The sequence below is a fragment of the Cobetia sp. Dlab-2-AX genome (assembly GCF_024124625.1).
In the GTDB taxonomy this organism is placed as follows: domain Bacteria; phylum Pseudomonadota; class Gammaproteobacteria; order Pseudomonadales; family Halomonadaceae; genus Cobetia.
On the sequence record NZ_JAMXRV010000002.1, the window covers coordinates 59,461 to 72,775 of the forward strand.

The 13,315-nt window shown below is 62.3% G+C and carries 12 protein-coding genes and 1 pseudogene; 3 read left to right on the forward strand and 10 right to left on the reverse strand.

Annotated elements, in window-relative coordinates; all coding sequences use genetic code 11:
- Window positions 1-2: 2 nt before the first annotated feature.
- Window positions 3-1,280, forward strand: coding sequence for a Zn-dependent hydrolase (locus tag NH396_RS03345; protein WP_253061652.1), 1,278 nt, complete (start codon window positions 3-5; stop codon window positions 1,278-1,280).
- Between the two features lie 127 nt (window positions 1,281-1,407).
- Here NH396_RS03345 and NH396_RS03350 read toward each other — a convergent pair whose 3' ends face one another.
- The 5 genes from NH396_RS03350 to NH396_RS03370 all read right to left on the reverse strand — a co-directional run bounded on the left by NH396_RS03350 (window position 1,408) and on the right by NH396_RS03370 (window position 6,610).
- Complete coding sequence (locus NH396_RS03350; RefSeq protein WP_253061654.1) at window positions 1,408-2,169, reverse strand: M15 family metallopeptidase; 762 nt, start codon at window positions 2,167-2,169, stop codon at window positions 1,408-1,410.
- Window positions 2,170-2,175: 6 nt separating this feature from the next.
- On the reverse strand, window positions 2,176-3,453 hold the full coding sequence (locus NH396_RS03355; protein WP_253061656.1) for a TRAP transporter large permease: 1,278 nt from the start codon (window positions 3,451-3,453) through the stop codon (window positions 2,176-2,178).
- Window positions 3,450-4,025: a TRAP transporter small permease gene (locus NH396_RS03360; protein WP_253061658.1), complete on the reverse strand. Its 576-nt coding sequence runs from the start codon at window positions 4,023-4,025 to the stop codon at window positions 3,450-3,452. Before NH396_RS03360 ends, NH396_RS03355 begins: the two co-directional genes overlap by 4 nt.
- Before the next feature lie 218 nt (window positions 4,026-4,243).
- Window positions 4,244-5,272 (reverse strand): TRAP transporter substrate-binding protein DctP, encoded by a 1,029-nt coding sequence (gene dctP, locus NH396_RS03365; RefSeq protein WP_253061660.1) that lies wholly within the window; start codon window positions 5,270-5,272, stop codon window positions 4,244-4,246.
- Between the two features lie 408 nt (window positions 5,273-5,680).
- A complete protein-coding gene (locus NH396_RS03370; protein ID WP_253061662.1) occupies window positions 5,681-6,610 on the reverse strand; it encodes a LysR family transcriptional regulator in 930 nt (309 codons plus the stop codon).
- 193 nt (window positions 6,611-6,803) lie between these two features.
- Between NH396_RS03370 and NH396_RS03375 the strand changes: the two genes are divergently transcribed.
- Window positions 6,804-7,151: a DUF2848 family protein gene (locus tag NH396_RS03375; protein ID WP_290441698.1), complete on the forward strand. Its 348-nt coding sequence runs from the start codon at window positions 6,804-6,806 to the stop codon at window positions 7,149-7,151.
- Between the two features lie 197 nt (window positions 7,152-7,348).
- Window positions 7,349-8,519 (forward strand): annotated as a pseudogene (locus NH396_RS03380) (amidase family protein).
- A 145-nt stretch (window positions 8,520-8,664) separates the two neighbouring features.
- Here the strand turns inward: NH396_RS03380 and NH396_RS03385 are convergent.
- The 5 genes from NH396_RS03385 to NH396_RS03405 all read right to left on the reverse strand — a co-directional run bounded on the left by NH396_RS03385 (window position 8,665) and on the right by NH396_RS03405 (window position 13,205).
- Window positions 8,665-9,093, reverse strand: coding sequence for an RcnB family protein (locus NH396_RS03385; RefSeq protein WP_253061664.1), 429 nt, complete (start codon window positions 9,091-9,093; stop codon window positions 8,665-8,667).
- A 390-nt stretch (window positions 9,094-9,483) separates the two neighbouring features.
- Complete coding sequence (locus NH396_RS03390) at window positions 9,484-9,921, reverse strand: RcnB family protein (RefSeq protein WP_253061666.1); 438 nt, start codon at window positions 9,919-9,921, stop codon at window positions 9,484-9,486.
- Between the two features lie 215 nt (window positions 9,922-10,136).
- Window positions 10,137-10,532, reverse strand: coding sequence for a VOC family protein (locus NH396_RS03395; RefSeq protein ID WP_253061668.1), 396 nt, complete (start codon window positions 10,530-10,532; stop codon window positions 10,137-10,139).
- A gap of 157 nt (window positions 10,533-10,689) precedes the next feature.
- Window positions 10,690-11,703: a zinc-binding alcohol dehydrogenase family protein gene (locus NH396_RS03400; protein ID WP_253061670.1), complete on the reverse strand. Its 1,014-nt coding sequence runs from the start codon at window positions 11,701-11,703 to the stop codon at window positions 10,690-10,692.
- Between the two features lie 335 nt (window positions 11,704-12,038).
- Window positions 12,039-13,205 carry a major royal jelly family protein gene (locus NH396_RS03405; protein ID WP_253061672.1) on the reverse strand — a complete coding sequence of 389 codons (1,167 nt, stop codon included), beginning with the start codon at window positions 13,203-13,205 and terminating at the stop codon, window positions 12,039-12,041.
- Window positions 13,206-13,315 lie beyond the last annotated feature (110 nt).

Here is a 13,315-nt window from a genome sequence, read left to right on the forward strand (position 1 = left end):
CGATGACCACTGCCCTGATGGACACATCGCCCGCGAATACCCTGAACGAGCTGCGTACCGACAGCGATCGCCTGTGGCAATCACTGATGACCCTGGCCGAGCTGGGCGCCACGCCCAAGGGCGGCGTCAACCGCCAGGCGCTGACCGAGCTGGACCGCCAGGCGCGCGATCTCTTCATTCAATGGTGCAAGGCCGAGGGCTGCACGATCCGTATCGATGCCATCGGCAACATCTTCGCGCGTCGCGCCGGCACCGATCCGGACGCACCGGCGGTGATGACCGGCAGCCACATCGATACCCAGCCGACCGGCGGCAAGTTCGATGGCTGCTTCGGGGTGATGGCCGGACTTGAGGTCCTGCGCAGCCTTAACCAGCACGACATCAAGACCCGCTGCCCGGTGGAAGTGGTGATCTGGACCAATGAAGAAGGCTGTCGCTTCGCGCCCTGCATGATGGGGTCCGGCGTGCATACCGGCCAGTTGTCACTGCATGAGATGCTCGCCCAGCAGGACAGCGACGGCGTGACCGCCGGTGAGGCACTGGACGCCATCGGCTATCGCGGCAGCGATGAGATCCCCCGCGAGAACGTGCGCGCCTTCTTCGAGAGCCACATCGAGCAGGGCCCGATTCTGGAAGATGAAGCGACCACCATCGGCGTGGTGATGGGCGCGCTGGGTCAGCGCTGGTTCGATCTGACTCTGACCGGTCAGGAGGCGCACGCGGGCCCCACGCCCATGTCACTGCGCAAGGACGCCATGCTTGGCGCGGCCGAGATCACCGTCGCCGTCAATCGCATCGCCATCGATCACGCGCCGCATGGCCGCGGTACCGTGGGCGTGATGCAGGTCCACCCGGGCTCGCGCAACGTCATCCCCGGGCAGGTCAACATGACCATCGACCTGCGCTCGCTGGAGCCCGACTCCCTCACCGCGATGGTCGCGGAGCTGAAAGAAGTCGTCGAAGCCGTCAGCCAGCGGCATCGCCTGACCTACGAGCTCACCCCCACCGCCGACTTCGTGCCGGAACACTTCGCCGACAACTGCGTGAATGCGGTGCGCAATGCCGCCAGCCAGCTCGGCTACTCGCATCTCGATATCGTCAGCGGCGCCGGCCACGACGCCATCTTCATGGGCCGTATCGCCCCCGCCGGCATGATCTTCGTGCCCTGCGAAGGCGGCATCAGCCACAACGAGATCGAGAACGCCGCACCCAAGGACCTGCACGCCGGCTGCAACGTGCTCTTCCATGCGATGCTCGATCAGGCCGAGATCGTCAGCTGAACCATCAGGCACGGCCCGCTGAACGCTGATCGCATAAGCTGCTGAAACGAAAGCCCCGCTCGAGTCGTCATCGAGCGGGGCTTTCGTGTCTTGCAGGCTAGCGGCTGTCAGGCATTCTCAGACACCTTCACGCCAGTGAGCGTTTCCAGAGGCTCTCGATGCTGTCCATCTCCGCCGGACCGAACAGCGCCTCGGGTTCGCCGCGGTACCAGGCCCAGAGCTGATCACCGAAATCGAAGTGCCACCATTCGCTGGGCAGATTGGTGAAACCGGCCTCGGTCATGACGTGATAGAGCAGACGCCGGTTGTCGCGTGCCTCGGCCTGGGGCGTATCTCTGGCAGGCGGATGACGCTCGAAATGATCGGCGTGGGACTCGGGGGTCGCCTCGTCAAACAGCGTCCCCATCTCGAGCAGCAAGCCATCGGCGTCACACAGGGTGACATCGACGGCGCCGCCGGTGAGATGCGGACTCGGCGCGTCTGGGTCACGGCTGGGCAGCGAGACGAATTCGCGCGTACGCGCCAGCAGCTGCTCCTCATCAAGCTCAGGGTCATACGTCTTGAGCGACTGATACAGCGTCTCGAACAAATACTGCTGCACCCGCCAGGGGCGCCAACCATCCATCACCACCAACGAAAGCCCTTGCGGTAATGCGCGCGCGGCCTGCAACAGGCGCTGATACACCGCGCGCCGTACCAGACATTCATTGACTGCCCCGGGGATACCGAGGCGCGCATAGGCGGGATAGACCTTCAGACATGACGGCCCGAGGCTGGTCGGCACCAGAGTACTGTCACAGCCCTTGACGGGGATTCGGGTGACCTGCGTCCAGTCCGGCTCGTCATGACTCGGAATGGGGGGAATTGGGCGATTCAATGTTGACGTCATGAGGTGTTATCCAGACAGGGTCGGCAACCACAGGGTAAGAGGCGGGAAGATGATCAGCATCAGCAGCACCGCGACCGCCACCAGCACGAATGGCCAGATGGTACGAAACAGTGAGGTGATCTCGAGCTTGCTGACCGCGGCGGCCACGAACACGCAGGCGCCCATCGGCGGCGTGATCAACGCGATGGTGATATTGAGCGTGATGATGACACCCAGGTGTACGGGGTCGATGCCGGCGGCCATGGCCACGGGCACGAAGATCGGCGTCAACAGCATCAAGGCCGAGACTTCCTCCATGAACATGCCAGTGACGAAGGTGATGGCGCTGAGCAGCAACAGGATCAGGATCGGGCTGTCGATATAGGGTGTCAGCAATGCCACGAACTGGTTGGGCACCTGGGCATAGGACAACAGCCAGCTGACGATGGACGATACCGCCATGATCACGAAGATGGCGCTGGTAAGCCGTGCCGTATCCTTGATGGCACCCCACACCTCGACCAGCTTGAGCGGCCCCTGGCACAGCCCGCAGAGCAGCACATAGGCCACGATCAAGGCGCCGGATTCGGTCGGGGTCACGATGCCCAGCACGATACCGGAGACGATGATCACCGGTGCCACCAATGCCGGCAGCGCGCCGATGACCGCCGAGATCACTTCACTCCATGCCGGTGCCTGGCCACGAGCCTGCAGACCATGACGTCGGGCATACCAGGCATTCATGGCCATGAACGCCACCGCCAGTACAAGCCCCGGCACGACACCGGCCAGGAACAGGCTGCCCACGGAGGTATTGGTCAGCGAGGCGTAGAGGATCATGAAGATGCTGGGCGGGATGATCGGCCCGATCAACGAGCTGCCCGCCGTGAGGCCTGCGGCGAAGGACGTCGAATAGCCCTCCTTGCGCATGGCCGGCACCAGCAGTGAGCCCAGCGCGGAAGTATCGGCGACCGCCGAGCCATTCACGCCGGCGAAGAACACACTGGAAACGACGTTGACATGGCCCATGCCACCGCGCAGATGCCCGACCATCAGACGCGCCAGACGCATGAGGCGTTCGGTCAGGCCACTGATGTTCATCAGGTTGCCGGCGAGAATGAACAGCGGAATCGCCATCAGCGAGAAGGCATTGATGCCGCCGAAGAACTGCTGCGGCCCAAGGCGCTCCAGCATCGAAATATCGACGAACAAGAAGCCGGTCACGGCGGTGGCGAGCAAGGAGAGAAACAGCGGCAGGCCCAGCAGGACGTGCACGACGAAGATGGCCAGCATTGCCCAGATCATGTGCGCGGCCCTCCTGTCTTGTCATCATGCGCCGGAAGGCCGGCAGCCTCCTCGTCCGGTGCGATCTCCAGTGTCTGGGATGTCAGCGGCCGTGGGCCATGCAGCAGGACCTGCACCGTGATCAGCGCGAAGCCGATCGGCATCGAGAGCATCGGCACGCTGCGACTGATACCCAGCCCCATGGTGCGGAACATGCTCGCCGACATGGCGTAGTGCAAGGTCATCCAGCTCGCTCCGGCCATCAGCACCAGCGTCAGCCACCATTGGTAATGGATCAGCACCTTGGCCATGCGTGGAGGCAGACGCCGTTCGAGCAGCGCCACGCGCATGTGCGCCCCTTCCGCCCAGACGACGCCGATCGCCAGCATGACACTGGCGATGATGAGATAGCGGGTCAGTTCATCGACCCAGATGGGCGCGCCGCCCAGTACATAGCGCATCACCACGCCGTAAAGCATGATCAGCACCGTGGAAGCCAGCAGTACCGCCGCGATCGCCAGCGTCACGCGGCCACAGGCAAGCAGCAGGCCTTCCCGCAGGGAAGGCTGTCGTGAAGGAGTCATGGAAGTCATTTACCGCAATCCACCAGCAAGGAGGGAAATTCAGAGCCTCGATGCCCGGACTGTCATTGCCCGGGCACCGGGTACCGCAGCGAGATGCTCGCTGATGCTTGAGCGTCACTCGCCTTTCACCGAATCAGCGTGTCAGGTCATCGCAACAGACCATCGCAACAAGCCATCTCGAAAGACCATCGCAACAAGCCATCTCGAAAGACCATCGCAACAAGCCATCATGAAGACAGGCCGGCATCCTTCATGGCGGTATCGATCAGCTCTGGCGCGATGTCCTGGCTCTTGAGCCATTCCAGATAGGCCGGCTGGCCCTTGCTGCGAAACGCCTCGAGGTCCGCCTCGCTCGGGCGGATCACTTGCATGCCCTGCTCTTCCAGCGAGGCGATGCGCGATTCGACCTGGCTCTGGTTGTCATGGCGGGCCTGGGCATTGGCTTCCTTGACGGCCTCGAGCAGTGCCGTGCGCTCCTCCTCCGACAGGCTCTCGAGCAGCTGACCACTGGCGACCAGGAACTGATCGGAGTACTGGATGTTGGCCAGCGTCAGGTACTTCTGCACTTCCTGCAGACTGCCCAGCAGGATGTACATCGGCGGGTTCATCTGGCCATCCGCCACCCCGGTGCGCAGCGCCATGTAGACCTCCGTCCACGGAATCGGCGTGCCCGAGGCACCGAAGGCCTCATAGAGCGCTACCTGGCTTGGGTCCATCGCACGGAAGCGAAGCCCTTCGAAGTCATCGGGGCTGGTAATCGGCCGCTTGTCATTGGTGAAGGCCAGAAAGCCCCCTTCCTCCACGACAGCCAGAATCTCGGCGCCATTGGTGCGCTCGCTGAATAGCTGCTGCACCTGCTGCCAGTACTGACCTTCATCGAAGAAACGGCGGGCATCCTCAAAGCCGTCGAACATGAACGGTGTCGCGCTGACATAGACTTCCGGCACGATGGGGGCCATGCCCGCGAAGGAAGCGATGTTCAGACTCGGCGAGCTGATCACCTGCTCCATGCGTTCCTGCTCTTCACCCAGCATGCTGTTGGGATAGAGCTTGAGTTCCAGTTCACCATCGGTCTTCTCTTCCACCAGCGTCTTCAGGTTGCTGGCAAAGACGTGCACGGCATTCTTGTCGGCATCCGGCGCACCGTTGTAGCTGAGATTGATGGTCTGGGCCTGCACGCTGGCCGCGAGCAGACTGAGCGCCAGAGTGGAACCGGTAAGCGTCTTGCGCAGCAGAGATGTCTTGGACAAGGACATGTGGATTCCCTTTTGTTGTTGTAAATATTCGTTGTATGCGGCGGGAGTGACGCCGCCTTTGTCAGTGTGGCCCTGCGGCCAGTCAAGGTGAGGGACTTTCGCCTTCACACCTCGAAAGTAGCGTTGCCGCTGTAGACTAATCAATCGCCTGAGTGTTGTTTTTTCGTCCACACCTGAAAAAGCGCCTTGATAGTACCCTTCCTGACGACGACTGCCCCGCCAGCATGGGCTGTACGAGGCAGTCGGGGCGTTCTGTGACATGCTGCACTGAGCGAGAGAATGGCCTGTGCAATGGGACAGCCGTATGAGGAGATCGAGCAGGACAATCGCCCGTCAGCGCCAATACCCTGGCCTGTGCGTCGAGCGATGCTGCTTGAATGTCACATGACGAATGACACTTGTCGAACATCACTTGCCCAGCAGGCGTGGCGCATCCGCGGTAAAGAATCGCAGGCCCTGCTGAAGGTGGGTGACGCAGGCCTCGACGGCGACGGTCATCTCGCGCCCACGCCGCGTACACATCTGCGCACGGGTCATCGCCAGCGCAGGGTGCTGCATCGGCAGCAGGCAGATATCGCCACGCCGCAGCTCTTCCACCACGCTCAACTCCGGCATGAAGGTCACGCCGATCCCCGAACGCACGAAATTCTTGAGCACCGACACGGAATTGGTGCGCAACTGCGCGCGCAGCGAGACTCGCTCCTGCTGCGCCGCCTGATTGACCATCTGGCGCATGCCGGTGCATTCATCGATCAGCGCCAGCGGCCATTGCGCCACCTGCGAAAGCGTCAACGGCTCTGCGATCTCGAGTAGTGGATGCTCCGCCGGCACGATCAGATCCAACGGCTGGCAGGTCTCCACATGACAGCAAAGAATCGGATCGACAGGCGGGGCGTAGAGCAGCGCGATATCCACCTCGAAGTCGCGCAGCAGCTCAGTCGCCTCATTCACCCCCGCCATGCGCACCACGACCTCGATGCCGGGATGACGTGCCATGAAGCTCTGCAAGGGCAGAGAGATCAGGTCGGCAATGAAGCCTTCGCCCACTGCGATTCTCACCTCACCGCTGCGCAGGCCCTGCAAGGCGCCCAGCTGTGAAAGCGCTGCCGCCTCTGCCGCCTGCTGGCGATGAAAGTGATCCAGCAGCAACACCCCGGCCTGGGTGGCGCGCATGCCCATCTCGCTGCGCTCGCACAGCGCGACACCCACCTCTTCTTCCAGCTGCTTGATCTGGCGACTCACCGCGGAAGGGTCAAGATTCAGATGCCGCGCCGCGCGCCGCAGTGAGCCCCGGCGGATGATCTCATTCAGCGCTGTCAGCGCCTTGGGATTGAGCATGGAATACGGTACTCGCCAGCAGCAGTGGAGGAAGAGGCAAAACCCTGATCACTCAGGATATCCTTGCAGATCAAGCGACTCCAGAGGCCCATATCAGGAAGCGAGCGACCACGAAAAAGGAGCCGCATGAGCGCCTCCTTGTGGTTCGACGTGATCAGCAGTTGCCTTTCTTGGCCTGCTCGGGCGGACAGAGCTGTGTGCCAAGCCGATTGCCCGCCACGCCTGGAAGCTCAGTGAGGTCATCGACCACTGGGACAGCCTCGAGATCGAAAGCGAGATCGAAGACGCTGGCAAGACCGTGCGCTATCAGCAGGGAACCCTCGCCGAGCTGCTGCCGGTCGCTACCCTGATGGAGCGCCTGCCGGCCGGCATCGCCAAGGACGGCAGCCTGGCCCCCAACAGCGTACTGCTGTGCGGCACCGTGCCGGCGATCGGTGGCATCCGCCCCAGCCCGAGCTTTACCATGCGCCTGACCGACCCGCAGACCGGTCGTCGCATCGAGCACCGTTATGAGGTGGAAGAACTTGAGGTGGTGGCATGAGTGATGAGCACAAGCGCCTTGAGCAGGCGCGTGAATTCTGGGCGCGCCCGCCCCGCCAGCGCACGCTGACGCAGTTGCTGGAGGCCTATCAGACAGGCAGTTTCGGCCCCGAGCAGACCGCTACGGTAATTGCCGAGCGCCATCAGGCCCTGGGCGAGGCCGCCAGTCACAGCATCATCAGCCGTGATGATGCGGCCATGAGCGTGCAGGCCACCGCTCAGCAGCAACTCAAGGCAGCTGCGACGTCGTTGCCGCTGGGAGGGGTTCCGGTCTCGATCAAGGACCTCTTCGACGAGACCGGCATGACGACGTTGGCAGGCTCGCGGGCACTGGCAGGAAGCGCTCCTGCCAGTCAAGACGCCCCGGCGCTGAGCCGCCTGAAAGCCGCCGGCATCCTGCACGCCGGCCGCACCAGCATGAGCGAGTTCGCGTTCTCGGGCCTGGGCCTGAACCCGCATGTCGGCACGCCGCCCAACCCCTACGATGGCGAGCGCATCACCGGCGGTTCGACATCCGGCGGGGCAGCCTCCGTCGCCTTCGGGCTGGCCGCGGCGACCCTGGGCAGCGATACCGGCGGCCTTCTGTGGCCTGACGGGCTTCAAGCCGTCACAGGCCAGCGTGCCGGGAGATGGCGCCTTCCCGCTATCACCGAGCCTGGACTGCATTGGCCCCATCGCGCCCAGCGTCGCCTGCTGTCGCACGCTGTGGGAAGTCCTGAGCGGTGAGGTCGCTGACGCGACGCCGCTCACTCGCCCGCTGACGCTGCTGGTGCCGGAGAGCGAGCTGGTCAGTGAAGTTGACGCCGATGTGGCCGCCGACTTCGCCGCCCTGCTGGAACGGCTCGAAGGGCTGGGGGTTCGCCTCCAACGTGCGCCGATCGAGGCCATCGAGGCCGCTTACGCCATCAACCAGCGCGGTGGGCTGGTCATTCCGGAAGCGGCAGCCGTGCATCACGAACTGCTGGCCATTCATGAAGCCCAGTATGATCCGCTGATCGCCGAACGCCTGAACGGCGGGCGCGACATCACCTCCAGCGAATATCTGGCGCGCCTGTGGCCGCGCACCGCCATCCAGCAACGCTTCGCTCAGCAGGTGCAGGATGTCGATGCGGTGCTGATGCCGACCGTTGCCATGCGTGCCCCGCGTCGTGACCTGCTGGAGCAGGATGGCGCGCTCTTCGCCCAGCTCAACAAGCGCGCGCTGCGCAACACCAGCGTCTTCAACTACCTGGATGCCAGCTCGATCTCGATTCCGGCGCCGGCACCACAGAACGAGGAACCGCTGGGCCTGATGCTGTCGCGCCCTCAGGGTCAGGATGTGGCGCTGCTGCGCGTCGCCCAGGCGCTGGAGACACTGCTCTCGCAATAGTGCTGTGCCGGCTTAGCGCAGCAACGACTGACCGCAGCAATGGCTGCCACAGCAACGGCTTAGCTCAGCAGCGACCGAGCACAAAACGCAAAAGGGGCCTCCAGATGGAGGCCCCTTTTTCATGACGCGGACAGTCTGACTGTCCTCAATGATTGAGGATGATCGCGGTAATGGCACCGCCCGCCACGGCCGCCAGTACATAGCGACCATCGATGTTCAACCAGCGATGCCCCTGCGGCGGCGCAGACAGCTTGTGAGCACGCCAGTCACTCACCCAATAACGCTTGTTGGCGTAGTAGCTGCGCGGCACATGGTCGCCGCGACGCCAGTTGTGTGACTTCTGACCTTGATGCCTGGCCTGCGCCTGATGCTTTTGCTGATGATGGCGCTGAGACTGGTCGTGACGCGTCTGCTGCTTTTTCTTCTGATGCCCGTTGCCGTGGCTGTTGTGCTGGTTGCCTTGGCTGTTGTGTTGACCGCCATGATCATCGCGGTCGTTGGGCGATGCCTGCGCCAGCGACGCGGTCATAAGGGTGAAGATCATCATCATTACGGTCAGGGTGCGATTGCGCATGTCTGGCCTCCTCGTCGTACTCGGCATCAATGAATGCCGAGGCTGTGAATCAGGGTCATGAAACGGGGTCTGAGACAGAGTTATGAAACAGTGTTAACAAACGGTATGAGAGAACCCTATCGCCTCGTGTTCGTCACAGCAAGCCAGCGCGCCAACCTCCACTTTTGCGCACAATTCGCAACGATTTGTCGTCAGTTGACGCATCCTTGTTGCGTAATGACGACATCGAGAAGCAGATATTCGTAATGACTGATATGGCACGCCATGGCGCGTGACAAGCATTGGTGCCTGCGCATTGCATGGTCGCAAGGGAGTGGGCGCCCCATCAGAGCGTCGCCAGATGAGGACAGCTTGCATCAGAGATAGGTAGTGTCATCGCTGCCCGCGGCATCACTGCTCGAGCACGATCTCATCGATGACATGGCTTTCGGTATTCATCAGCACGAAGGCATTCTTGAGCTGCAGCCAGCGCTGGTTGGCGCCCGGTTCCGAGAGCTTGTGCTGCTGCCAATTCTCGACCCGAAGGCCATCATCCCGGGCGACAGTGTCCGGCACCTTGCCGCCCCGCTTCCAGACATGTGCCGGCGAAGCCTCTGCCACCGCTTTCTTCTCAGCCAGCTTTTCCTGGTGCTGAATCTTCTTCAATTCCCGCATCTGTTGCGCCTGAACGCGCTGCGCCTTTACCTGACCTTCCAGATCATGATGCTTCTGGCGCAGACGCTCCTCGTCCTTGTCATCATTACCCTCACCCGCCGAGTCAGCCTGCACGAGGCCAGCACCCAGCAACGACACCATCAGGGTCAGTACCGCAAATGACCGCTTCGCCATGTTGGCCTCCTCGGCTGATTGCGTATGCGTGCGATGTGCTGAGTCCAGCTCAGGCCATCTTGCTGACGGCTGGACACTCTGCGCTCCAGATCGCCATTCCCTACCATCAGCTTATCGCGCCAGCGGCGCAATGTGAGGTTGGATAACGCGCGATCTACACGCTTTCCTCAAGTCTGGCAGCCACTTGGCGCCAGATATGGCTTCCTAGAGTCATTTCAGGCCACGGCGCGGCAGGTTGCGGTGGCAAAATCGAGATGCAGATGATTGCCGTCCGGGTCTCGCATGTGCAGTTGCACGAGCCCGCCACCTGCGAGCGCGATCCGCTGATAGTGCGTACGGGAAGCCGCCAGGCGCGCCTCGAATGCCTCGATATCCGTGGCGGCAAGCGAGAAATGCTCAAGCCGGAGACTGGCATCACTGCTGATCGCTGGCAGGCAACCGATGTCGATGAGATGGATGACCGCCACCTCCCCGGCGTAAAGCCAGGCACCGGCAAAGGAGAAATCGGGTCGCGGCCCGCTGTGCAGCCCCAGTACATCGCCATACCACTGGAGCATGGCACTCAGCTGTCCGGTTCGCAGGTTTACATGATCAAGGCGCTGTATGCCCATGACAGGGTTCCATCATTTTATCAGCCACCCGGCACACACCAGCAGACAAAGCAGCTTGCGAGGGCTGGGTGGCAGTGAGAGTGTCTTTCACGAAAAGGAGTGCGACCGGTTACCCGGCCGCACTCCTTTCATGTCACCGCCTCAACAGTGGCTTCGATCAGAAGCCTTCGAGGACGATCTTGCCCTTGGCCTTGCCGCTTTCCAGCAAGGCATGCGCGCGCTTGAGGTTTTCGGCGTTGATGGTGCCGAAGGTTTCCGTCGCGGTGGAGGTGATTCTGCCAGTATCCAGCAGACCCGCCACCTTGGTGAGGATCTCACCCTGACGCGTGATATCGGCGGTGGTGAACAGTGAACGAGTGAACATCAGCTCCCAATGGATGGAAACGGCCTTGGGCTTGAACGGCACCACATCGAGGGTCTCCGGGTCATCGATCATGCCGAAACGACCCTGCGGCGCGATCAATTCGGCGACCTGCGGCGCGTAGTGCTCGGAGAAGTTGGTCGAGAACACGAAGGCCGGGGCACCAATGCCCAGCGCCTCGATCTGGGCCGGCAGCGGCTGGCTGTGGTCGATGACGTGATGCGCGCCCAGTGACTTCACCCACTCGCGAGTCTGGGGGCGTGACGCCGTGGCGATGATGGTCAGGTCGGTCAGCTCACGCAGCAGCTGGATGGTGATGGAGCCCACGCCACCGGCCCCACCGATGATCAGGATGGCACGTGCAGCACCCGGCACCGGCTCGGTGACACGCAGGCGATCGAACAGCATCTCGAAGCCGGTCAGCGTGGTCAGCGGCAGTGCAGCCGCCTCATGAGCCGGCACGGACTTGGGCGCTTGGCCGACGATACGTTCATCCACCAGATGGAGTTCGCTGTTGGTGCCAGCGCGGGTGATATCACCGGCATACCAGACCTTGTCGCCCGGGGCGAAGGCCGTGACCTGGTCACCGATGGCGACGACCTCGCCCACGGCGTCCCAGCCGATGACGGCAGCTTCGCCGGCGGCCGGCTCGCGGCTCTCACGAATCTTGTAATCCACCGGATTCACAGAAACCGCAGCAACCTTGACCAGCAGGTCGTGACCGGTGGCGACCGGTGTCTCGAGTTCGATATCGACCAGGGCGTCGTCACGATCAATGGAACCGGCAGCGTAGTAACCAATGGCTTTCATCAGAGTTTCTCCTAAAGATCAGGTCAGTCACGGCAGCGCTGAGGGCCTTGCCGTGATGCGATGACAGCATGTTAACTCTCTGGCCTTGGCGTAAAAACAACCCATGACCGCAAGGTTAATCCGGATAAAGCGGATAATGTATGACGAGTTTGCGTGTTGCGTGCAAGGAGACGCCGACGGGTGATCAGCTTGCGATGCGAGATACGCCGGCCAGACACAAAAACGACAACGCAGGACGGTCGTGAGACACGTCCTGCGCAGATCACAGGCTAACGAGAAAGCCATGGCGCCAAGGCAATGTGTTGCCCAAGGCCCAAGGCCCAAGAGAGCAAGGGTCAGTTGGCGGGTGTCAGCTTGAGCAGGTAGTAATGCTTGTCACTGCCATCCACGCCCTGGTTGAGTGCCGGATGGGCGTTCAGCTGGTTGGTGGTCAGGTAGAGGCTGCCATCCGGCGCGAAGGCGAAGCCATCCGGCCAGCGCAGACGCTCGTCATCCTGGGCGATCACCGACATACCTTCCGGCGATGAGAAGGTCAGTGCGTTGTGCTCCGCGTCACCGGCGATGATGCCACCGCGCTTGGTATCGAAGATGAAGCCATCATTGGGACGCTTGGAGGCGTAAGGCGTGATGGCGCGAGCCAGTTCCGCCGCCGTGGCAGTATCATCGGCCAGCTCAGCCGCCGGCAAGCGATAGATCTCACTGCCGTTCACGCCACCGAAATAGACGACGTCATCAGCCGGATCGAAGGCGATGGCATTCAAGCCCAGGTACCAGGGCTTCGGCTCACCATTCTTGTCGCCCTTGGCCGCCATCAGATGGCCATTGATGACCATGTCGTGTTCCACCGGCATCAGCCTTTCATCGCTCTGCAGCACGCGACGCGTCTTGCCGCTGGCGATATCCACCACCACGAAAGCCGGTTTCATGCTGGAGGCCGGCGCGGTAAAGGTCATGTCAGCGATATAGATCTTGCCGCGCTGCTCATCGATGACGAAATCCTGCAGGAAGGAGATCGGCAGCACGCTGTCACCGGCAAGCGAAATCACCTTCTTGAGCGAATCACTGCGGGTATCCCAGCCCACCAGCTTGGGCGCACTGTCCTGGCTGCCCATGTCGAGCATCCACACCACGCCCTGACTGTCGGAGTGCACGCCGATGATCGAGGCGATGCCGACCTCGCCCTTTTCCGGGCCATCGGCCCAGTCCAGGTTCGGGAACGGCACACGCTTGCCGTCCTGGGTGATCTCGACCACGCGCAGCGCCGGTGCATCAAGTGGCTGCTGGGACATGATCAAGCGGCCATCCGGCGTGAAAGTGATGTTGCCGGGGCGGGTGTCCGAATATTCGGCGACGGTGGTCAGCGTGCCGTCGCGCAGGGAGGCGGCTTGCGCATTCTGGGGGTTAACAGCCGTGCTGTCAGCGGCCGCCTGAGTGGCGCCGGCGACAGTGGCAACGCCCAGCGAGGCGATGAGGATGGCAGTCTTGAGGCGAGAAAATGGCATGGGGACTCCTTGCCCGCCGGTTGGCGCTATGCGCTGCACCGGCAGGGTCGATGATGATGAGATGAAGAGACTGGGCGGTGGCGTGGCCATCGCCCGGGATTTGTCTAGAT

Coding starts and splice junctions, on each gene's coding strand:
- NH396_RS03345 (WP_253061652.1), top strand. CDS start 3: ATGACCACTGCCCTGATGGACACATCGCCCGCGAATACCCTGAACGAG.
- NH396_RS03350 (WP_253061654.1), bottom strand. CDS start 2,169: ATGACGTCAACATTGAATCGCCCAATTCCCCCCATTCCGAGTCATGAC.
- NH396_RS03355 (WP_253061656.1), bottom strand. CDS start 3,453: ATGATCTGGGCAATGCTGGCCATCTTCGTCGTGCACGTCCTGCTGGGC.
- NH396_RS03360 (WP_253061658.1), bottom strand. CDS start 4,025: ATGACTTCCATGACTCCTTCACGACAGCCTTCCCTGCGGGAAGGCCTG.
- dctP (WP_253061660.1), bottom strand. CDS start 5,272: ATGTCCTTGTCCAAGACATCTCTGCTGCGCAAGACGCTTACCGGTTCC.
- NH396_RS03370 (WP_253061662.1), bottom strand. CDS start 6,610: ATGCTCAATCCCAAGGCGCTGACAGCGCTGAATGAGATCATCCGCCGG.
- NH396_RS03385 (WP_253061664.1), bottom strand. CDS start 9,093: ATGCGCAATCGCACCCTGACCGTAATGATGATGATCTTCACCCTTATG.
- NH396_RS03390 (WP_253061666.1), bottom strand. CDS start 9,921: ATGGCGAAGCGGTCATTTGCGGTACTGACCCTGATGGTGTCGTTGCTG.
- NH396_RS03395 (WP_253061668.1), bottom strand. CDS start 10,532: ATGGGCATACAGCGCCTTGATCATGTAAACCTGCGAACCGGACAGCTG.
- NH396_RS03400 (WP_253061670.1), bottom strand. CDS start 11,703: ATGAAAGCCATTGGTTACTACGCTGCCGGTTCCATTGATCGTGACGAC.
- NH396_RS03405 (WP_253061672.1), bottom strand. CDS start 13,205: ATGCCATTTTCTCGCCTCAAGACTGCCATCCTCATCGCCTCGCTGGGC.